The following is a 19,584-nucleotide window of genomic DNA, read 5'->3' on the forward strand; positions in this document are numbered from 1 at the left end:
TTATGGACTGAACTAAAACTGCTAGGATTAGAGCCAGGAAATAGCTTTTTCAATCAAGAAGTAACAATTAGAAAAACTGCACCCATTAAGGGGTTTAATAAAGCCGGTAAGTGGCTGGGCAAATATCGAAATATTACTACAGAAGAACCTTGGTATATTCTGACCAGCTTGGCAGATATACAAGCAGCAGTTGATGCCTATGCAAAAAGATTTGGAATTGAAGAAATGTGAGCGAGACTTTAAGAGTGGAGGATATAACCTAGGGCGTCGGTTCAGTATCAGGAGTTGACAAAACAGACGGGAAATGATATGTGAATTGAGAAGCCTGTTAAATTCTCACAATCAGGAAGAAGGAAGAAACCTTATGCGTCCTCCCTTATGGCATCCTCCAGTTGAACTCTCAGACGCTGAAGCGTCGATCGTCAAACGCATTAAACGAGCCAAGTTATTCACGTTTCTTCGATTGAATCGTTCATTCATATTTAATGATGAGTTTCAAGAAGAACTTGCTACAATTTTTAAAGACAGCACAGTGGGTCAGAGCCCAATTCCTCCTGCACAAATTGCCTTGGCAATTATTCTGCAAGCCTACTTAGGCATTTCTGATGATGAAGTAATTGAAGAAATGCTCATGGATCAACGTTGGCAGTTAGTTCTTGATTGTCTCAATTGTGAAACTCCCCCTTTTAGCAAAGCCACTTTGGTGAGATTCAGAAAGGGCTTAATTAAAAAAGAACTAGACCAACGTTTAATTGACCGCACCGTAGAAATTGCCAAACAAAAAGGTGGATTTGGCTCATCTCAACTTAAAGTGGCTTTAGATTCATCCCCGTTATGGGGAGCCGGGAAAGTCGAAGATACATATAATCTATTGGGTCATGCTTTGCGTAAGGCGGTGAGTGTGATAGCTGGTGTGCAGGGGAGGGAGCCAGCAGAAATTGCCCATGAAGCAGGTGCACCCATCGTTAATAGTTCCAGCTTAAAAACGGCCTTAGATTTAAACTGGGATGATCCAGTAGAACGTCAAAATGCGCTCTTAATTCTCCTAAATAGCTTAAATTCCGTAGAAGAATGGATGCAAAGCCAGGCTAATTGTGATGACTTTGAAGCGGCTGAAGATTCTTTGTGTGTTGCCCGAGTCATTGAATCCCAAAATGTAACTTTAGACTCTCAAGGAGTTCCGACTCTCCGCCAAGGGGTCGCCAAAGATCGTCGCATTTCTATCGAAGACCCCGATATGCGGCATGGGCGTAAAAGCCGCTCTAAAAAAATAGATGGATATAAACGTCACGTCCTCAAAGATTTAGAGAGTGGTGTAGTTTGCGCGGTTGCGTTGACACGCGCCAATACTCCAGAATCCGCTGCTACAGTTGACCTAGAACGTGACTTAAAATTTCAAAATATTCACCTAGCCGAGTTACATATTGACCGGGCTTATTTATCCAGTCATTGGGTGACACAACGGGATGATAAATTACAGATATTTTGCAAGGCGTGGCCGGTCAGAAATTCTGGACGGTTTGATAAAAATTCTTTTTTTCTTGACTGGGATACGCATTTAATTCGCTGTCCCAATCAGGTAAGTATCCCATTTGAACCGGGGAAAACTGTTCATTTTCCTCAGAATGAATGTGCAATTTGTCCTCTGAGGTCTGGTTGCACAAATAGTAAAAGAGGACGGACTGTATCAATTCATCCTGATGAAGCCTTAATGCAAGAGTTGCGAGCACGTCAATCCACTGCTATTGGTCGCCAAGAATTGAGAAAACGTACTACAGTTGAACACTCTCTGGCTCATATTGGCCATTGGCAGGGGAACCGTGCTCGCTATATCGGGCAGCGGAAAAATCTTTTCGATCTACGGCGAGTCGCTGTTGTTCATAATCTTCATGTCATTGCTCGAATGGATAGGGTTCGGCCAATTAAACTGGGCATAGAGTCGAACTCATGCACTGGCTAATTTCATAAAGTCCTTTTTTTGTCAACTCCTAATACTGAACCGACGCCCTAGAAAGGACTAATCTCACCGGTGAGCGATTGAGGAAATTATTAATTTTGTTGTCACTAGCATACTTGAAGAGTATAATCCAAGGGATAGAAATTAAGTCAAAGCAAGTTCAAGAATATCTAAGTAGAAAAACAGAAAATCACAGAAAATATGCACGTCATAGCACTTTTTATATTGGACTTTGGGGTGAATCATGGGTCGATTCGATGTTTAGTAATTGGCAGGTTGTTGTTGAATTAATGTCTTTGTATCCACATAAACTACCTAATTATCAACAAGGCATAAGAGCTATGAGGCTTATTCTATCAGCGTTATAGGTGACTTGTCGCCCCGACAGCTGGAAAGAATAATCTTTGAGGTCGATCGCCCTTTCTTTAGAAGACGGGGCGGTTGAAACCGCGTCTATACAGACACTCACCCACTAGAGAGCGGGTTGAATAACGGGCGTTAAAATACATTATCTTCTTGGGTCCGCAAGGCAAGGACATCGTTTGTGTAGACGCGGTTTCAACCGCCGTCTGCTGCATTTGTACCCAAAAACCCTAATTTTGCTGCGGCGAATCCCCGTTAGCAGCATCTTCAACCACAGGATGAATTAAAGCAGATCGGAAACCTTGCCGAATTTCCGAACTCAAATACCTGCGCTGCAAAACCTGCCATTTTTGCCAAGCTGCGTAGCGATTTTCGGCCAACAAACCAGCCAACTTCGGCAACTCTTTTTTCAGATCGCGATCGACAAAATCTGTCAAAAACTCGCCTAAAACTTCACTGTCTTGAATATCGCCCAAACATTCCTGAATAGCTTTCACATCTTCGACATAAACTTCGTAAGTCTCGCTGTAAAAATTCCCAAACAGATTCATCAAATAGCGAACCCGCTTAGCTTGCTTCCGCAAATCGTGCAGAATAGTTCCCTCCGCTGCTAACTTCTCTTCGACAGCCTCAGCATTTAAATCATCAGCAACTTTAACTTTGCCATCTTCATATTTTGTACCCAGCAACCAAGCCGGATGTAGGAAAAACTCGCTGACTTGAGGTAACAGTAAATCGGGCAAAACCTCAGCAATTGGCAAATGTTCGATCGCCTGAAACTGCGGTTTTTCCAGCCAATCCTCGATCGACTGCTTCAGCGATTCGTAGCTTTTGTGCTCTAAAATCGCCCTCACCCCTTTCAAAGCCCGGTGGCGCTGTTTGAGCAAATTCGACAAAGCCTTATCCAAAACTTCCTGTTCGTCAGTCGGCAAATTCGGGTAATAGCGGTTTTGGAGACTTTCGAGCATCACATCCAAATCCCTGAGCGTTCCCAGAATCCGCCCCACCTTACCAATTTTGCCTTCAGAAGCCTCTTTTGGCAAATCTAAAACCGGAGCAAAACCCGTTACAGCCGATCGCAAACGTCTCAATCCCACGCGCATTTGATGAAGTTCTTCCGCGTCTTTGTCTTTAATAACTTCAGCCTCGTGCGCTACACTTTTGCGGAAATATTTCTCAATCGCCCCAGATGCTGCGTCTCCGAGAGTTTTAACTGGAGTTTTAACTTTTGCTGATGTTTTTACGTTCATGGCAGGTGTAGATTCCAGATCCCCGATCAACTTTAATTTGGATTTCAAGGCTTTGGTAGTAAAGGGTTTACATCCTAGCACACCACCCCAATTTATGACTGGCTTCCATACATGAATCTTAATATTATGTGCTTGACAGTTTATACAAAGTCAGCATTTAGCAATCTCAAATCTTCAAATCTTCAAATCTTCAATTCTTCAATTCTTCAATTCTTCAATTCTTCAATCCAAAATCTAAAATCTAAAATCTAAAATAAAATGTCCCTCCCTCGCCCTTGAGCTAATAAAAATCGGATTTCTGGCGCGCTTTCCCAAATAGGTTAAGATCGCTGCAAACCGATGTTTATTCGCCAAAGGGTGAGAGAGGGTGCGATCGGGAGGACAAGTTTTAAATTAAATCAAACCCGCCCAGGCTTCCCGACTTCAAAGAGGCAGTTTAGCCTTTCCAGTCTTTCTCAGATTGTTGGAGCACGTAGGTTGCTACATCCTCGATTTGTTCGGGCTTCAAGCGGCCGGCGAAAGCAGGCATAGCATTTTTGCCCTTAGTTACCTGAGTGGTAATAGCTTCGAGAGAATTCATGCCGTACTTCTCAAGAGCCGTCTTTTTCAAGGTTTTCATGGCCATAACCACGTTGCCGCCACCGATGTGACAAGCAGCACAGTTCGAGCTAAAGATTTTAGCTCCTTTAACAGCATCACCTGCCAAAGCAGGGCGACCAAAGCCGACGGTAAAAATTGCGATCGCTAACAGGGCGATCGATAAGAGTCTTTTCAACGCAGTTCTCCTCTAATGGACACGCAAGGGGTGATTCTTTAGATATTTTACCTGGTGAAATACCTAGCACTGACCTTTTTTACAGTGTAGGCTTCGTGTCTCGTTTGCCGTTGCTCTGTTGGGTATCTCATTACAGAGATTCGTCACTGAAGACGATCCGAGTCTTACACAGCATTTCTGGGCTTTTACACCCTTTATCCCTTCGTAGGGAACCCACGCAGAAGCCCTGTTTCCCAAGGCAAAAACTATTTTCGTACAACAAACTTGGATTGTATTTTATGGTGGGACGTGCCTTACCAACCAGCGGTCTGTTCTTTCCCCCTTTCTCTCGCAGTTGTCCTTGGCCAAGCATATTACTGCTACTGTAGCCTGTTGTTTGCAGTCGAGTGGGTGGGTCGCAACCACTTATATCTTACACATTTTTTTGCTAGAGAAACAGTAAATTGTCGCTCTTTTTCATAGACGTTGCGAAAGCTTATATCCCGACGCCCAATTGAGTACAATTACAGCGTGGGACTTACGCCAAATTAGTTAAAACAGGCGCGATCGCTCAGTTGCATCGCCTTCTTTCGAGTAATTTACCACTTTTTGGCAGTAGCAGTTCAACTCTCAAAATTCTCCACGCCCCAGCCCGGAGCTTTCTGAGCAGCCCGGATCACAAAAGCCGCTAAATTTTCAATCTCAGCCTGTGGCATCCAGCTTTCCGGCACTTGGCGGCACCAAAAAGTCTCCTCAGTACCGTCATAAGTCATCGGTTCTCTCAGATACGCCACCAGACTATTGATATTGTTGCGGGGAGGGGTTGCCCCCTTGAGGTCAGCCAAAGACAGAGATATCGTCGGATCGGGCAAATTAGCTCCTCCGACGTGACAATTCAGGCAATTTTGCTCGAACAATACCTTGCCCGCAGACAAATCAAACGCCGAAAACAAGCGAGTATGTCCCTCAGAGTCCAACTCCAGAGCCACAGGTTCGCTGGCTTGTAAATACCTATTCACATAAGAATCGGCAGCAGCCAAAACAGGTTGAGGAGCCAACAGCACGAGTGGCAAAATAATTAACATCCCCAACAGAAAGCAGACAAAAGCACCACGACGCAGCATGAGGGACTACAACCTTTTGCGATAATCAATGAGCAGGAGGTAAATTTTAGATTTCAGATTTTAGAGCGAAAAACGACCAGCCAGCAATCCTTGCCGAACTTCAGCCCTCTCCCAATCCAAAATCCAAAATCTAAAATCTAAAATCTAAAATCGATTAGCGAGCGCCTTTGCCACCAGCCCACTGCTTGGAGACAATTTTTGGCTGCAACAGAATGTGACCGGCAATCGCGTACAAATCGTCATCCGAGAGATTTCTCATCTCAGCGAAAATATCCGCACTCTTCATGCTCGGATGCAGTTCCGAAATTTCCTCAAACCCGTCATAAGTGGTGGGATTTTTCATAAAGTCCACCAGCGACTCAATATTATTCCGGGGCGGGTTGGCCAAAGCCAGAGTTTCCGGGCTCAAATTCACGTTCGGGTCAGTTTTGGTCATGCCCGCAGCGTGACATTGAGCGCAAGCCGAATTGAACAGGCGTTTGCCTTGCTCAACTTGTTTGAGGCTCAGCACCACTGGAGTACCCTTGTCATTCAAAGGCAGAGTGCGAAGTTCAGGACTCAGTTCGATAGCCATCGCACTGCTGACAAATAACTGAAAGCTCAAGAATACAGCGGTCAGAGCAATGAAATATCTTTTAAGCATGGTTCTCCTTAAAAAAATCCGGCAAATTATTGAACGCTAAGAGATCATAAGCTGCTACGCATCTAAATTGAATACAGAGACTGGCAGGATGCCCGTCCCACAAGAATTGTAGAAAAATTGACTGTCAAATTAGATGCACAACAGCTTAGCTGGCAAACAGATTTCTGTTCAAAATTCCATGATTCTGCGACAACTGGCGAAAGTTTGTGCAGCCATACCTTTAAAGGTAGAGGAATTTTGCGATCTAATCTGCAAGAAGTTTTGAGTCGCGCCTTTTTTCGAGAGTGGACATAATTGCCTTAACATCCTCCAAAGCCAAACGGGTTTGAGGGTGCTTGTAGGCAATTTCCAACTCGTCGCACAAGCGGATCACTTCTTCAACAGGGACGTTGAAGTCCTCTGCTATTTCTGCGATGGACAGGTCTGCAAAACCCATAATTTTTAGGTCGCTGACAGGTCAAAATTGAGTTGACGGCTATTAACTGAAAACCGGACAATTTTAGAAAGCGCTGTTAGCTTGTTCTGTTAGTTTGTTCTGTTAGTTTGTTCGATCGCAAGCTAACTAACCGCTAACTGCGACTAGGCATTTTTGCCCAGCCTAACTTCAGGGCCAATCAACTTCCGATCAATATCATCCCACTGCTGGGTCGTTATTACCAATAGGAGTTGCGCGGGCGGGACTCAAAACCCGGTGTCTGGGTCAATATCTGGCTACCAAACTCAATATTTTTCCTCGAAACCGGGTTTTGAGCCATTCCTCAGAAATTTTTCGTCTCTCCCCCGGACTCACCAACAGACAATCCTCCGGCGCAGCAGCTTAGGGAGAAAGTTTGAAAGCGTGAGTCTGCGGGGACACAGCGTGGCTATCGCTGCCATTGAGGGCGGGAAATTCCGAGTCTGCCAAGAAAGGCTGTTGCTGGTGGAGGCTGATGAGCTGACCGAGAGTTTTCTTTAATTGAGTCCGGGGTACAATCAAGTCTACAAAACCGTGGGCGAAGGAGTATTCGGAAGTTTGATAATTTTCCGGCAGCTTTTCCCGCAGAGTTTGTTCGATTACCCGGCCGCCCGTAAAGGCCACAGTAGCTTTTGGCTCTGCAATTATAATGTCTCCCAGCATGGCAAAACTGGCGGTGACGCCACCGGTGGTCGGGTGGGTCAAAATCGGGATGTAAAGCAGTCTCGCTTCCCGGTGGCGTTCCAGAGCCCCGGAAATTTTAGCCATTTGCATCAAGCTGAGCATTCCTTCTTGCATTCTTGCACCACCGGAAGCGCAGACAATGATCGCGGACAAGCGTTCCCGCGTGGCGTGTTCGATGAGGCGAGTTAGCTTTTCTCCGACTACTGAGCCCATGCTGCCGCCGATGAACTGAAATTCCATGACTCCGAGGGCGACTGGCAAATTTTCTAGTTTGCCGATGCCTGTTTCTACGGCGTCTAGGTGGCCTGTTTTTTCTTGAAATTCTCGGAGTCGATCGCTATATTTTTTTCGATCGCGAAATTTCAGGGGATCGGTGGCGTGCAGTCCTTCGTTAAGGGGCATCCAGGTATTGGGATCGATCAATTGCTCGATGCGATCGTCACTGTAAACTCTGATATGATGCCCGCATTCCAAGCAAACCATTTGATTTGCTCGCAGGTCTTTGGTATAACTCAGGGCATCGCAAGCTTCGCATTTATTCCAAAGTCCGTCCGCAATTTCTCGTTCCGGCCGTTCTTGGGAGTTCGGTACTGATTTTCGTCGATTTGCAAACCAATCAAATAGAGACATTAAAACTTGGTATTTGTTAACTGTTGACTGTTGACTGTTGACTGTTGACTGTTGACTGTTGACTGTTGACTGTTGACTGTTGACTGTTGGCTGTTGTTATTTGTGAGTTGTTAGCTGCTACCAATAACTAATAACTAATAACTAATAACCAATAACCCATAACAACAGACTTGACTACTGACTATTGTCCTCTTCAACTGGACTGATGAGGAGCCATGCTGTTCGCTGGTGTTGTGGAAGAACTTGCAGGGCTGTAGCACTCCCAGCCCCGAAATAAGATGCTATGCCCAAGTCTACAATCCGGGCCGGGATTTCATGAGCAGCTAGGAGCTGCTGCATTAATTCCGCTTCCCAACGAAAGCTAGTAGTTGTAAGTGTAATCCAAGACACGGAACAATTTTACCAATTTTTGAGACAATATTATGTTCGATCGCGCCTGACTACGGGCACATCAGAAACTAAAATTCGGGAAAAACAACTGCCAGTAACTAGATAAGATCGCTTCGCCCCACAGAGCAGTAATTGCTGTACCTAGAGCCAGAAACGGGCCGAAAGGCATGGGTTGACGCCGATCGAGCAACCCGATAGCGATCGCCCCACCACCAACAAAAGCCCCGGCGACACAAGCAATAAATCCCGCTAGCAGCAAGTATTTCCAGCCCAGCCAAGCTCCCATCAAGGCGGCTAATTTGGTATCTCCGGCGCCCATAGCATTCTGCCCCAGCCCGATCGTCCCGGCAAGTCCGATCGCGTCAAACAGCCACAACCCGACAACTGATCCGGCGATCCCATCGAGTACCAGATAGTTTACCGAGTCGATCAAACTAAATGTCGGCCACAAACCTTTCGCCATTTGGAAAACCAATCCGAGCACCAAACCCGATCGAGTTAAAGAATTAGGCAAAGTCATTGTATCGCAATCAATCAAAGACAAAGCCAACAGCCAGCTAAACAAAGCCCAAAAACCAAGAGTTTGGACTGTTACGCCAAACCGCCAGAAGATTAGCAAAAACAGCAAACCCGTAGCTGCTTCCACCAGTGGATAGCGGGCCGAAATCCGACTGTGGCAGTGATTGCAGCGTCCCCGCAGCCACAGCCAACCGAAAACGGGTATATTTTCGTAATTTCTGAGTTGATTTAAACATTTGGGACAGCGAGAAGGAGGGTGGATCACCGACAAACCCGCAGGCAACCGATAGACTACCACATTTAGAAAGCTGCCAATAGCCGCTCCGAAAATAAAGACGATCGCCATGACAAGGGAATTAAAGATTATTTCCATTAAGTTGACTGTTCACTGTTGACTGTTGACTGTTCACTGTTGACTGTTCACTGTTGACCGAAAGCATCCAGGATACAAGCCCCCGGATTCGTCCGTCCAGAAATAAAAAACCTGTATCCGATAAAGGAGCCCCCGAATTTATCCGTGGGGTCAATCTTCAATTCTTTAATCTAAAATCTAAAATCTAAAATCTAAAATCGATTGACTGTGGTTATTTATTAATTGTTAGATTGTGTTCGGTCAATTACCCATAAGGTTTGTAGTAAGGACTTTAGTCAAAAGTCAAATTCTTAGGACTAAAGTTCTCACTACAAACCTATTTTTTGACACTCGATCGAGCCAACATAAATATTAGTTGTCAATGCCCCATGCCCCATGCCCAATGCCCCATGCCCCATGCCCCATGCCCAATGCCCAATTACTAATTAATACATTTGAGATTCAATTTCGTCAAAAGTAACAAAACGTTCACCGGGCAATAAAATCGGCTGCGAAGCAAAAATTAACTGACCTCGATCGCTTCCTTGACTGACAACTACACCCGCCGGACGCTGCATCTGCTCGGAATGCACTTTCAGATACATACCATAGGCCGATCGAGCAGCTCGGATCAAATCGGGAGCTAGCAACCGGTGACTTTCGGAAGTTTCTATCGTGGGTTCTGGGTTTGGCTGGTATGGAGTCACTGGAAACTTATCATAATGGTATAAAGTCGAGCTATTGGTGTTGCCTCTACATTGATAGAACTTACCCTATTTTTTAAGAATAAACTTAGGTGGAAATTATTAATAGATTAACCTACAATCCTCCCTTGGCTGCGATCGAACTGCGGCTGCGATCGCTCCTTTCCGCTCAACTGTACGCTGCTGCGTGGGTAGATCCGTCCCCCGCAACGCTAATGGGGGTTTTCGATCACCTGCGAACTCTGCGCTACATCCTCCACGACTACGTGCCCAGGCCCGTGTCCGAATCTCCGCCCAACCCAGGCGAGGTGCGCTACCAGTGGCAAACAGGCACTTTGCTGTTCACGGATTTGGCAGGGTTTACCTCGCTGTTGGAAGCGAACGCGACCCAGGGGCGCAAGGGAGCTGAAAGCCTGCTGGGCGTGATTAACGACTATTTTGCCTCGATGATTGAAATTGTCAGCAAATCGGGCGGGGATTTGCTGGAGTTTACCGGAGATGCGATGCTGGTGCAGTTTCCGTCAGGGGTTTACCAAGAGGATACAGCCAGGGCGGTGCGGGCTGGTTTGCGGATGCAGCGGGCGATGGCTGAATTTGCCAATATTGAAACGGCGCGGGGTGTTTTGTCTTTGAGGATGCGGGTGGGCATCCACTGCGGCCGCTATATTAGTGCTGACATCGGTACGCCGCTGCGGATGGCTCACGTACTGCTGGGGCATTCTGTCCAGCAAGCCAAGCAAGCTGAGGGTTGTGGGACTGTGGGGCGGGTGTGTGTGACTGAAACTGCTAGAGAGTCTGTGGGAGAGCAATTTCGTTTTGAACCGGGCAAACCGGGTTATTTTTTGGTGGCGGACGATTTCACGGACGATCGACTCGGAGAGTATGATATCACTTTGACTCGGCGGCGGATGCCAAGTTCGGTATTGCTCGATCGCAGCGTTGCGGGCTTGGTAAAAGAAATCGGGGAAGCTGTGAATCGGCTTGAACCCCTTGCTAGTTATATTCCCAAAACGATCCTGAGACTGCTGGTGGAAAATGCAGACAGGCGGAAAATTCCGCCGGATTTTCCTGAACCGACGGTGATGTTTGTCAACTTGATAGGTTTACCGGAGTCTGTGGAGAAAGCTTCGCCGGAGGAAGAAGTCAATCTGGTAGTGAGTTTTTCTCGGGTGTTTGCGTCGATCGATGCTGTAGTCTCAGCTAAAGGGGGCGTGTTGCAAAAAGTAACGGCGCACTTAGATGGTTCGGATATGCTGATTTATTTTGGCGTGCCCGACGCTCACACGGATGACGCCAGCCGCGCGGCTAGTGCGGCGATTGCGATCCGAGATATCATTTCAGGTTTGCCACCAGTAATTATCGGCGGTGAAGAGGTGGGAGTAAGCTGTCAAATTGGGCTATCCCTGGGGCCGGTGTTTGCTGCTGAGGTTGGGGAACCGCGAGGGCGCAGGGAGTTTAATATCCTCGGCGATACGGTGAATACGGCGGCTCGGTTGATGAGCAAGGCGGGGGAAAACCAAATTTTGATTGCTGAAAGGGTGTTTGAGTCGATCGAGCTAAACTTCATTTGCGAGGCTTTGGGAGCTGTTTCTCTGAAGGGGAAATCTGCTCAAACTCCGATTTTTGCTTTGCAAGGTGCAAAAGGGGAGAAGGGAAAAGGGGGCGTTTAAATAACTTTGCTGGGCAATAGTTGTACAGGTTTTATGGTTCACAAAGGCAAGTACAGCACAACCATTTTCCACTGTGACTACTAAATGTTATTTTTATAATTTTTTACGATACTTCACAATAAAAACCGCCAGTTCGTCAGATCAGTTCCGGTTGCATCGGAATGATTTAACCGCAGAGAACGCAGAGAACGCAGAGGGAGATCAGAGAGAGATGAATAATTCCGATGAGGGGCGGAATTAATAAGCTGTTGTGCATCTAATTTGATAGTCAATTTTTCTACAATTATTGTGGAACGGGCATCCTGCCCGTATCGGGATTCAATTTAAATGCGTAGCAGCTTATCACTCGCAGAGACTAAACTCCGATCGATACTTCACCGTTCCGCTGCAATCCTGCAAAGCTCCACTTTCTAACTCCAATACCATAAACGCTTCATCGGGCACATCATATTCACATTTTAAGGTCTTTCTACTAGCAGGAATGAACCCAAAACGCGGATAAAAATCTGGATGACCAAGCACAACTACTGCTTGAAATCCCGATCGTCCGCACTCTTTTAAACCTTCCCGAATCAGCAGCGTTCCGATACCTTGCCGCTGATAGTTGGGTAGAACTGCGACTGGCGCTAACCCCTGAATCAACACATTCCTAGAACATTTTCCTTCGACGACAACCGGACTGAAGAAAATGTGTCCGACAATGCGATCGGATTCTACCGCAACGAAGGAAAATGTAGATGCAATTCCCCGCAATCGAGCGACTAAGTTAGCCTCATTTTCTCGCCCGAATGCCGCAATATTAATGTTGCGAACAGCTTCTACCTCTTCTGGCTTTTCGGTACGGATATCCATAGCTTAGATTAATGGTTGTGCGGCCGCTCTGGCGGACAAATTACTACAGAAATTGTTTCTATCTTTCGATAGCGATCTCAATCAAATTATAGCGCCCCTGAAGCCTTTTTCCTCTTTTTGAGTTATATATTTTTGGCAAGCCATTATACAACGACTTGCAGATAAATGCCAAATCGTCGCCAAAGTCGATCGATCGCTTCCAATCTTAACCCCCGGACAGTCTCCTTTATCGTCACAGCGTTTTAATGCAATTAAAGCGCTCCACTGGTTATGCTGATTCTAAATGAGTAACCGGAATTTGTTCGGTTCTTTCAGGCAATCTCGCTCCAGTTGCAACGGCATGAACCGCATGAAGAATATCGGCTGAATAGTATCGATTGCCGCAGTTATCGCAAACACCGATGGTCACATCTTCAAGAATGACAAATCCATTTTTATGTTTGAATGCCTCGCGCTTGACAGTGCGGGGTTGAACGGTTCCTTCGCAATACTCACATCTGTATTTATACATACGATTAGCCATTAAGTTGAGTGACTTCATAAACCGTGATGATTAGATAACGTCCGTTACTAGCGAAACGTCCAACCACTCCAACAGGTGTTTGTCGATCCAGTGCAGTCCCCACTACTACATATTTTGTACCTCTGGGGTCGTCTTTTTCAACCCGGATAATCTGACCCAAAGCATCCAGGATACCCGCCACGTGATTCATTCCGAAAGCAGACTCAGAACCCAGAAATAAAAAACCTGTATCCGATGAAACTTGCCCCCCGAATTTATCCGTGGGGTCAATGCTTCAATTCTTTAATCTAAAATCTAAAATCTAAAATCTAAAATCGCTTGACCGCTCAGAACCGCCTCTTCTACATCCAGGATAGTCAGCAAGTCCTCAGCCATTTCTTCCATTGCGTGGGCTGACATATCGTACTGGCGGAGGCGAATTTTCTCTCTGATACGGTCAATATCGTTGCGAGGCACTGGCTGATTAATGTTACATCCAGGCAATCATAGCAAGTTATTGTTCAAAAATCTATCATTTTCAATTCCTTAAATATCTGGTTTTACTTCCTTCGACCCGACTTACTAACTACTCTTATTGCGGTACAAGCTGACCGGAAGACAATCGCTTAATGCCCTCCATCGCTGTAGTTTCTCCGGCTTTGTCGCCGCCCTCGCGGGCAATTTTTAAAGCTCCCTCGTAGGATTCTAGAGCTTGAGCATTTTGACCGAGACTTTCATGAATTGCGCCCATATTGTTGAGCAAGCGTCCGATACTTGTCTTGTCACCGATAGATTCTAACATCGGTATTGCTTGCTGAAAATAGATCAGCGCTTGAGTATCTTTGCCGAGTTTGCGGGAGGTAAGTGCCATGTTGTTGAGGAGGCGGCCGACGCCAGCCCTGTCTCCGATTTCCCGGCGAATTGCTAAAGCTTGATGGTAAAATTCCATCGCTCTATTAAAGTCGCCGATGTTGTAGTAGACGCCGCCCATGTTATTGAGGGTACGACCTAAATCGCGCCGATCGCCGGCGGCCGTGCGAATCGTCCGCGCTTGCTGGTAAAATTCGATCGCCTTGGCGTAATTGACCTGTTCTGCGTACACGGCCGCGATGTTGTGGAGGGATTCTCCAATTTCAATTTGGTCGTCGGTAGTTTTGGCAAGTTCCAAAGCTTGTTGGTGCAGTTTCATCGCTTCGGAAAAATTGTCCCCAATCCGGTTGACGAAACCTATGAGATTGAGAGTGCGCGCGGTACGACGCCCTCCGCTGATTTCTCGGTGAATGACTAAAGCTTGCTGCAGAACTTCCAAAGCTTTGGGCCTCAAACCCATTTCGCCATAAACTTCCCCCATATTGTTGAGGGTTTCTCCGATTCCCGCTTGGTCGCCTAGTTGCTTGCGAATTGCCAAAACTTGCTCAAAACTCTGAATTGCTTCTCGAAACAAACCCTCGCGGTGCTGTTTTACTCCTGTTTCAAAGAGTTCGTCTGCTTGCGTTTTGGGGTCAGTTGCCTGAGCGAGATCGATCGCTTGGGCGAGCCTCGCAGTTATAATTGGGGCATAAGCCCGGGCGTCTGAAATTGCCAGCAAGCTGAGTGCGGGCGATAACACCATACTTATAGCTGCGAGATAGCTGAAGTGATAAGAGCGGCAGTGCACCGATCGAGTCCTCCAATAGCTAAGTGATAACTATTAAGATAGAGCTTTTTGGGGTGTTCCTGCCAAATTTTTTCTCAATCTCTAGGTTCAGATGCCTGTTTCAAAAAAGAAGGCAACTGTAGACCCGTGCTTCAAACCCATACACAATCAGTCATTCCCAATTCTTCAATCCAAAATCTAAAATCTAAAATCTAAAATCCCATGACTGGGTTTTTGTCTTGCCAGACTGCCATAATCAGCGGCATATTGTTGAGAGCGGATATGACAGCAAAGTTTTTGCTGGGTGGAAGCGATGCTTTTTCAGGGCTTTGCAAGATGATGTCCTGTTGGTCAACCGTGATCCAAGCAATTCCTGACAAAACTTGAATTTCTCGATGAGTTTGAGGCAATCTGTATACCTCGTTTTCCATCAGAATAATGCGATCTGGCGCTGCACATTCGGAAGATATTTGAAGCATAGCATCTCCTACTTGGTAATTGGTAATTGCTAATTGGTAATTGCTAATTGGTAATTGCTAATCGAGGACTGTATTTCACTTCATTTCCACGCAACCCACACACTACTATTGGCAATAACGCCGATCGAGCCAAGCGCGCATTTCATCATCCGTCGCCACGCAGGTAGAACGACCAGTTGCCCGATCGCAACCGTGCCACCAAGTGTTACCATAGCGATCGCACGTCTGCCAAATTCTCAGTTCGTCCTCACTAGAAATGAGGTAGAGCAAAAACTGCCCAATTTTTTTTATAGCTGAAAAGAGAGATAGCCCTTTATGTTTTTCGGATGGTTTAGCTCGATCGGCTATCAAAAAAAACATCATTATTCGGGGGTTTATCCGACTGTTGTAAGTAGACATAGCCAACACCTTAAAGTGATAACTCCTACAAAGATTGCACCAAAAAAATTACAAAAAATAGCTTTTAGCTGCAATAACGTCATCGCAATTACAGCACAATATGGTTATCGTGCAAGTCCTGTAAAAGTCTATCTGTTACCTGATAAATTAACCTTAACTCTAGGGCAATTGACAATCAAAGCATTGCTTGCATAGGTTGTATGAATAAAATCGATATATCGAAGCCCTTGTGACAATTTGGGTACTACTGGCACAAACGCTATGAACGAAATCAATACGCGGCGGATGAAACTCTCTCAGATTCAAGCTTTGATAGCTGTAGCAGACTGTGAAAACTTTAGCGAGGCGGCTTTGCAATTGGAACTGTCCCAATCCGCCGTCAGCCACGCCATCGCCTCTTTAGAAACAGAATTAGGAGTGCAACTGTTCCACCGGGGGCGACACGGTGCTCAACTGACGCCGGTGGGGGAAAGGGTAGTGAGTCACGGGCGTCAAATAGCCTGCGCCTTAGAAATGATGGTCAAAGAAGCGGATTTAGAAAAAGGTTTGCAGGGAGGCCAGGTACGGATAGTTACTTTTCGGAGTGTCGCAACTCATATCCTACCGGGTATTATTGCTAAATTTCGCAGTTGCTTTCCCAAAATTACGGTCAGCATTGCCGAAGTTTATTATACCCAAGCTGTGGAAGAGGCTTTGCGATCGGGCAAAGCAGACATCGGTTTTGTCTCTCTTCCCATCTCGGATGAATTTGAAACTAGAGAAATTTTGCGGGATAAATATGTTGTGTTGCTGCCACCAACTGCCAAATTGTCAAGTGCTAAGATTACCTGGAAAGAATTAGCGGCTTATCCGTTGATTTTGCAGCCGGTGGAAAATGCTTGTTCTGTACCGCTGCGAAAATATTTGACAACTTCGGGGTTTCCCTTAAATATCGCTTACGAACTCAGCGAAGATTCAACTATTGTCAGTATGGTGATGCAAGGTTTGGGTGCAGCAATTCTGCCGCGTTTGGCTGCGGAACCGATACCTCTTTCGGTGAAAGTTTGCAGTTTACCTGCGGATTTTGAAAGGGTAATTGGGGTGGCTGTTTTGAGGGATGGGTTGTTGATTCCGGCCGTGTTTGCGTTTTTGGATTTAGTTAAAAGTGCCGCACAGGTTGATAGTGAGGGCGATTTTCCGATTAATCCTTCATGATAAACTTAAGTCAGTTGTTATTGGTTATTGGTTAGGAATGAGAATTAAATAACTTCCACAAGTTTGTGGGACGCCCATCCCACAATAACAATTAAAATTGTAAGTTATTTAATTCGCGATCCTTAGATTGGGATTTTGTTACCGCAGATATCAGCAGATGAACGCGGATGAGATTTAATCTGCGTTTATCTGCGTTCATCTGCGGTTAAGAAAAAGGCATAAAATAGTACGATCGCTGATTGCCTATTTCATGCGTTTTGCAACAAGACTAGAACTGTCGCCTTGGTGGAATTTGATTCGACCATCTACCGAGTTTTTATCCTGTAATTTGAGCCAACCGCTACCAGATGCAGGATCGTTCTCATCATTACCGTCCCATGTAAACTCAAATCGCTGATCCTTTCCATCTTTTACGACTTCGCCGTCAATTTCACCTGATACTAAACCGAATTGAAATTCTCCTGAACCTGCTTCATCAATCTCGATATAGGCTTCAACTTCCATGTCCAAATAATCACTATCCCACATTGCCATCTCTGCGATCCGCCATGTACCGCTATATTCCATTGCTTTCATCCTCCACTTGTATTACAGATTTTCTCCTAATGACGACAACATAGCTGAGTCGCATTCCCCTTACACAATTCAAAATTATTCCCCGTATCTCTGCCGCAAAATAAATTCCGCTAACGCCATGTCAACGGGTGTTGTGACTTTCAAATTCGTCTCTTCTCCCTCCACAATTTGCACTGGTAAACCGCATTTTTCAAACAAAGCCGCATCGTCGGTAACTTCCCAACCTTTTTGTCGCCCTTCTTCGTGACACTGCTTTAACAATTTCACTTCAAATCCTTGGGGAGTCTGGGCAGCCCACAAATTGCTTCTGTCTGGGGTGTCTCGCACGATCCGACGCTCATCTACGACCTTAATCGTATCCTTGACCGGGACGGCGACAATCAAGCCCGGACAGGTCAAGAGGGCCTCTGCCGATCGATCGAACAATTCAGCAGTTGCCAAACACCTCGCGCCGTCGTGAATCAACACTCGATCGGCATTGGGCGGCAAAGCTTGCAAACCGTTGTAAACTGACTCTTGCCTGGTGGCGCCTCCTTGAATCAGTTCCACGGGCATAACCAAAGATAAATCGCTCAGAATTGCTTGAAAATCAGGAAAATCGTCTGGCTGGCCCATGATGCCAATCCAGCTAATGTGCTGCGAAGCTTCAGCCGCAGCCAAAGTCCAACTCAGCAAAGGTTTAGAGAGCAAAGTCAGCAGCAGTTTGTTCCGCTGACTCCCCATCCGTCGCCCCGAACCCGCTGCAGGAATTAATAAGTGCATTTACTAACCGTTTTTAACCCAACTAGATATATATAATAAGAGCGTCCTGTACTTTTGAGTCAGTTGTTTAGCTGTCAGCCAGTAGATTTTAAGGTCTAGAAATACTATAAGCTGATAGTTGAGAGCCGATCTCTGAGAGCTACCTCGATCAATAATAGCCCGATCGTTTATGATGCGAATACTAGCACTTGTCCCTGGCGGGATTGGCGACCAAATTTTATTTTTCCCCACTCTTGATGACCTCAAGCAGTCTTATCCCGACGCGCAAATTGATGTCATCGTGGAACCGAGGGCAAAGGGTGCTTACCGAGTCTGCAAATCCGTCAAAGAAGTCTTGACGTACAATTTCAAAGACCGCAACGCTATGGCAGATTTGGGCAATTTACTGGGCGTAATTCGCGATCGCGAATACGAAGCAGTTATTTCCCTCGGCCAGCGGTGGACTGTAGGGCTGCTGCTGTGGCTGACCGGCATTCCGCAGAGAGTTGGCTATTCGGGAACCAACGGCGCTCGATTTCTCACTGCTGCTGTACCGCTGAAAACTGAACAGTACGCCGCTTCAATGTACCATGATTTGCTGCAAGGATTTAACATTACAAATCCTTGTCCGCCACTGGCAATTAATGTACCAAAACAGGACATTCAGTGGGCGGAAGCCGAACAGCAGCGGTTGGGCGTAAAAGAAAGCGGCTACATTCTAATTCACGGCGGTTCGAGTCAATTAGCTGTGTCTAAAGGTATTGACAAAATTTACCCTACAGACAACTGGAAGCAAATAATTGAAGATTGTCAGCAGCGGCAGCCGAATTTGCCTGTTGTTGTTGTGAAAGGTCCAGAAGATGCAGACTTCGTGACAAAGTTAGTCGAGTCATGTCCGAATGTAAAAGTTATCTCGCCGGATGATGTCGGCAAGTTGGCTGCCACTATTGCTGCTGCTAATTTGATGATATGTACTGACAGTGCGCCGATGCACTTAGCTGTGGCGGTTCAAACTTATACAATAGCTTTGTTCGGCCCGACTGAACCGGCGAAATTGTTGCCAAAGAGCGATCGATTTTTGGGCATTAAATCTCCTACTGGCAAAATGGCAGACATCTCTCCTCAAGATGTTTTGAAGAAGGTTTGGGGCGGCTAAAAACTAGGATATCTAAGTCAGGACACGGCAGTGCCGTGTCCCCTACAATTTAGCTGCTTTCCAGGCCCGGCCGGGGGACGAGGAAAGAAGTCGGGAAGCTAAAACTCGATGTTAGTCTTCCAAATCATCCATCATCTGCTGCAATTCCTTCTTCTTTTGCTTGGCAAACTCAATGCTGCCCAAACTTGTCAACAATCCGCCCGAAGCAGTGAGAGTAGCCTCTGAGATTTTCTCACAAAATAGAAGTCCGATCCCTCCGAAAGTAACCATTGCCGATGCGGCGGTGACAAAAAGGGCAAGATTGTAGCTTTGGCGAACTTGCCGCAATGATTCTCGCAGCATTTCTTTCTTAATTTCGCTATAATCTTCATCGGGTTGCGAGTTTCCGAATAAGTTAAAATTCATAACTGTTTCCTCTCCTAAATACTGATAAGTTCTTGTTTCTACAATTACTCTACCGAAGCAAACAGCGAGAGTCTAAGCTGTTGCACATTTAAACTGTGATACAATCATTACCCTTATTTTTGATTTTGCGACCCCATTTAATTATTAATT

Annotated in this window: 23 protein-coding genes and 1 pseudogene; 5 read left to right on the plus strand and 19 right to left on the minus strand. The window is 45.9% G+C overall.

The window, feature by feature from the left end; all coding sequences use genetic code 11:
• Together QT990_RS32735 and QT990_RS32740 are read left to right on the plus strand one after the other, a co-directional pair.
• Nucleotides 1-231 (plus strand): annotated as a pseudogene (locus QT990_RS32735) (IS4 family transposase); the annotation flags it as partial.
• A 133-nt stretch (nucleotides 232-364) separates the two neighbouring features.
• A complete protein-coding gene (locus QT990_RS32740) occupies nucleotides 365-1,960 on the plus strand; it encodes an IS1182 family transposase (protein WP_333466252.1) in 1,596 nt (531 codons plus the stop codon).
• A 590-nt stretch (nucleotides 1,961-2,550) separates the two neighbouring features.
• Here QT990_RS32740 and QT990_RS32745 read toward each other — a convergent pair.
• The 9 genes from QT990_RS32745 to QT990_RS32785 all read right to left on the minus strand — a co-directional run bounded on the left by QT990_RS32745 (nucleotide 2,551) and on the right by QT990_RS32785 (nucleotide 9,827).
• Entirely contained in the window at nucleotides 2,551-3,570 is a 1,020-nt protein-coding gene (locus QT990_RS32745; RefSeq protein ID WP_333466253.1) for a CHAD domain-containing protein, read from the minus strand.
• Between the two features lie 436 nt (nucleotides 3,571-4,006).
• Nucleotides 4,007-4,345 carry a cytochrome c6 PetJ gene (petJ, locus tag QT990_RS32750; protein WP_333466254.1) on the minus strand — a complete coding sequence of 113 codons (339 nt, stop codon included), beginning with the start codon at nucleotides 4,343-4,345 and terminating at the stop codon, nucleotides 4,007-4,009.
• Nucleotides 4,346-4,947: 602 nt separating this feature from the next.
• Nucleotides 4,948-5,448 carry a photosystem II cytochrome PsbV2 gene (gene psbV2, locus QT990_RS32755; RefSeq protein WP_333058458.1) on the minus strand — a complete coding sequence of 167 codons (501 nt, stop codon included), beginning with the start codon at nucleotides 5,446-5,448 and terminating at the stop codon, nucleotides 4,948-4,950.
• A gap of 154 nt (nucleotides 5,449-5,602) precedes the next feature.
• Nucleotides 5,603-6,091: a photosystem II cytochrome c-550 gene (gene psbV / locus QT990_RS32760; protein WP_333058459.1), complete on the minus strand. Its 489-nt coding sequence runs from the start codon at nucleotides 6,089-6,091 to the stop codon at nucleotides 5,603-5,605.
• 244 nt (nucleotides 6,092-6,335) lie between these two features.
• Complete coding sequence (locus QT990_RS32765) at nucleotides 6,336-6,527, minus strand: translation initiation factor IF-2 (RefSeq protein ID WP_333058460.1); 192 nt, start codon at nucleotides 6,525-6,527, stop codon at nucleotides 6,336-6,338.
• A gap of 381 nt (nucleotides 6,528-6,908) precedes the next feature.
• Entirely contained in the window at nucleotides 6,909-7,859 is a 951-nt protein-coding gene (gene accD, locus QT990_RS32770) for an acetyl-CoA carboxylase, carboxyltransferase subunit beta (protein ID WP_333142201.1), read from the minus strand.
• A gap of 174 nt (nucleotides 7,860-8,033) precedes the next feature.
• Nucleotides 8,034-8,249, minus strand: a complete 216-nt coding sequence (locus QT990_RS32775; protein ID WP_333102041.1) for a hypothetical protein — start codon at nucleotides 8,247-8,249, stop codon at nucleotides 8,034-8,036.
• Nucleotides 8,250-8,310: 61 nt separating this feature from the next.
• On the minus strand, nucleotides 8,311-9,141 hold the full coding sequence (locus QT990_RS32780; RefSeq protein ID WP_333142202.1) for a prepilin peptidase: 831 nt from the start codon (nucleotides 9,139-9,141) through the stop codon (nucleotides 8,311-8,313).
• Between the two features lie 425 nt (nucleotides 9,142-9,566).
• Nucleotides 9,567-9,827, minus strand: a complete 261-nt coding sequence (locus QT990_RS32785) for a hypothetical protein (protein WP_333142203.1) — start codon at nucleotides 9,825-9,827, stop codon at nucleotides 9,567-9,569.
• Between the two features lie 89 nt (nucleotides 9,828-9,916).
• Here QT990_RS32785 and QT990_RS32790 point away from each other — a divergent pair, with 89 nt between their 5' ends.
• Nucleotides 9,917-11,494: an adenylate/guanylate cyclase domain-containing protein gene (locus QT990_RS32790; protein WP_333466255.1), complete on the plus strand. Its 1,578-nt coding sequence runs from the start codon at nucleotides 9,917-9,919 to the stop codon at nucleotides 11,492-11,494.
• A 342-nt stretch (nucleotides 11,495-11,836) separates the two neighbouring features.
• On the opposite strand, the gene QT990_RS32795 is transcribed toward QT990_RS32790, so the two are convergent.
• From QT990_RS32795 to QT990_RS32825, 7 genes are all read right to left on the minus strand, one after another.
• Complete coding sequence (locus QT990_RS32795; RefSeq protein WP_333142205.1) at nucleotides 11,837-12,346, minus strand: N-acetyltransferase; 510 nt, start codon at nucleotides 12,344-12,346, stop codon at nucleotides 11,837-11,839.
• Nucleotides 12,347-12,614: 268 nt separating this feature from the next.
• The gene (locus tag QT990_RS32800) at nucleotides 12,615-12,869 is read right to left on the minus strand and encodes a YgiT-type zinc finger protein (RefSeq protein WP_333287163.1); all 255 of its coding nucleotides are present in this window, start codon (nucleotides 12,867-12,869) and stop codon (nucleotides 12,615-12,617) included.
• Nucleotides 12,862-13,059, minus strand: coding sequence for a hypothetical protein (locus QT990_RS32805; RefSeq protein ID WP_333142206.1), 198 nt, complete (start codon nucleotides 13,057-13,059; stop codon nucleotides 12,862-12,864). Before QT990_RS32805 ends, QT990_RS32800 begins: the two co-directional genes overlap by 8 nt.
• 104 nt (nucleotides 13,060-13,163) lie before the next feature.
• Nucleotides 13,164-13,325 (minus strand): hypothetical protein, encoded by a 162-nt coding sequence (locus QT990_RS32810; protein ID WP_333142207.1) that lies wholly within the window; start codon nucleotides 13,323-13,325, stop codon nucleotides 13,164-13,166.
• A 115-nt stretch (nucleotides 13,326-13,440) separates the two neighbouring features.
• Nucleotides 13,441-14,460 carry a tetratricopeptide repeat protein gene (locus tag QT990_RS32815; RefSeq protein ID WP_333466256.1) on the minus strand — a complete coding sequence of 340 codons (1,020 nt, stop codon included), beginning with the start codon at nucleotides 14,458-14,460 and terminating at the stop codon, nucleotides 13,441-13,443.
• A 236-nt stretch (nucleotides 14,461-14,696) separates the two neighbouring features.
• Nucleotides 14,697-14,963 carry a hypothetical protein gene (locus QT990_RS32820; protein WP_333102082.1) on the minus strand — a complete coding sequence of 89 codons (267 nt, stop codon included), beginning with the start codon at nucleotides 14,961-14,963 and terminating at the stop codon, nucleotides 14,697-14,699.
• A gap of 105 nt (nucleotides 14,964-15,068) precedes the next feature.
• Nucleotides 15,069-15,326, minus strand: a complete 258-nt coding sequence (locus QT990_RS32825) for a hypothetical protein (RefSeq protein WP_333466257.1) — start codon at nucleotides 15,324-15,326, stop codon at nucleotides 15,069-15,071.
• A gap of 297 nt (nucleotides 15,327-15,623) precedes the next feature.
• Between QT990_RS32825 and QT990_RS32830 the strand changes: the two genes are divergently transcribed.
• Nucleotides 15,624-16,556, plus strand: a complete 933-nt coding sequence (locus tag QT990_RS32830) for a LysR family transcriptional regulator (RefSeq protein ID WP_333466258.1) — start codon at nucleotides 15,624-15,626, stop codon at nucleotides 16,554-16,556.
• Between the two features lie 243 nt (nucleotides 16,557-16,799).
• Here the strand turns inward: QT990_RS32830 and QT990_RS32835 are convergent, their stop codons facing one another.
• Together QT990_RS32835 and ispD are read right to left on the minus strand one after the other, a co-directional pair.
• The gene (locus QT990_RS32835; RefSeq protein ID WP_333466259.1) at nucleotides 16,800-17,132 is read right to left on the minus strand and encodes a hypothetical protein; all 333 of its coding nucleotides are present in this window, start codon (nucleotides 17,130-17,132) and stop codon (nucleotides 16,800-16,802) included.
• Between the two features lie 75 nt (nucleotides 17,133-17,207).
• Nucleotides 17,208-17,894 (minus strand): 2-C-methyl-D-erythritol 4-phosphate cytidylyltransferase, encoded by a 687-nt coding sequence (gene ispD, locus QT990_RS32840; protein WP_333142213.1) that lies wholly within the window; start codon nucleotides 17,892-17,894, stop codon nucleotides 17,208-17,210.
• A 172-nt stretch (nucleotides 17,895-18,066) separates the two neighbouring features.
• On the opposite strand from ispD, the gene QT990_RS32845 reads away from it, so the two are divergent.
• The gene (locus tag QT990_RS32845; RefSeq protein WP_333142227.1) at nucleotides 18,067-19,029 is read left to right on the plus strand and encodes a glycosyltransferase family 9 protein; all 963 of its coding nucleotides are present in this window, start codon (nucleotides 18,067-18,069) and stop codon (nucleotides 19,027-19,029) included.
• A 111-nt stretch (nucleotides 19,030-19,140) separates the two neighbouring features.
• Here QT990_RS32845 and QT990_RS32850 read toward each other — a convergent pair whose 3' ends face one another.
• A complete protein-coding gene (locus QT990_RS32850) occupies nucleotides 19,141-19,434 on the minus strand; it encodes a TRADD-N-associated membrane domain-containing protein (protein ID WP_333142214.1) in 294 nt (97 codons plus the stop codon).
• Between the last annotated feature and the right edge of the window lie 150 nt (nucleotides 19,435-19,584).

Origin of the sequence: Microcoleus sp. T3_B1, from assembly GCF_036700445.1 — a bacterium.
Taxonomy (GTDB): Bacteria; Cyanobacteriota; Cyanobacteriia; order Cyanobacteriales; family Microcoleaceae; genus Microcoleus.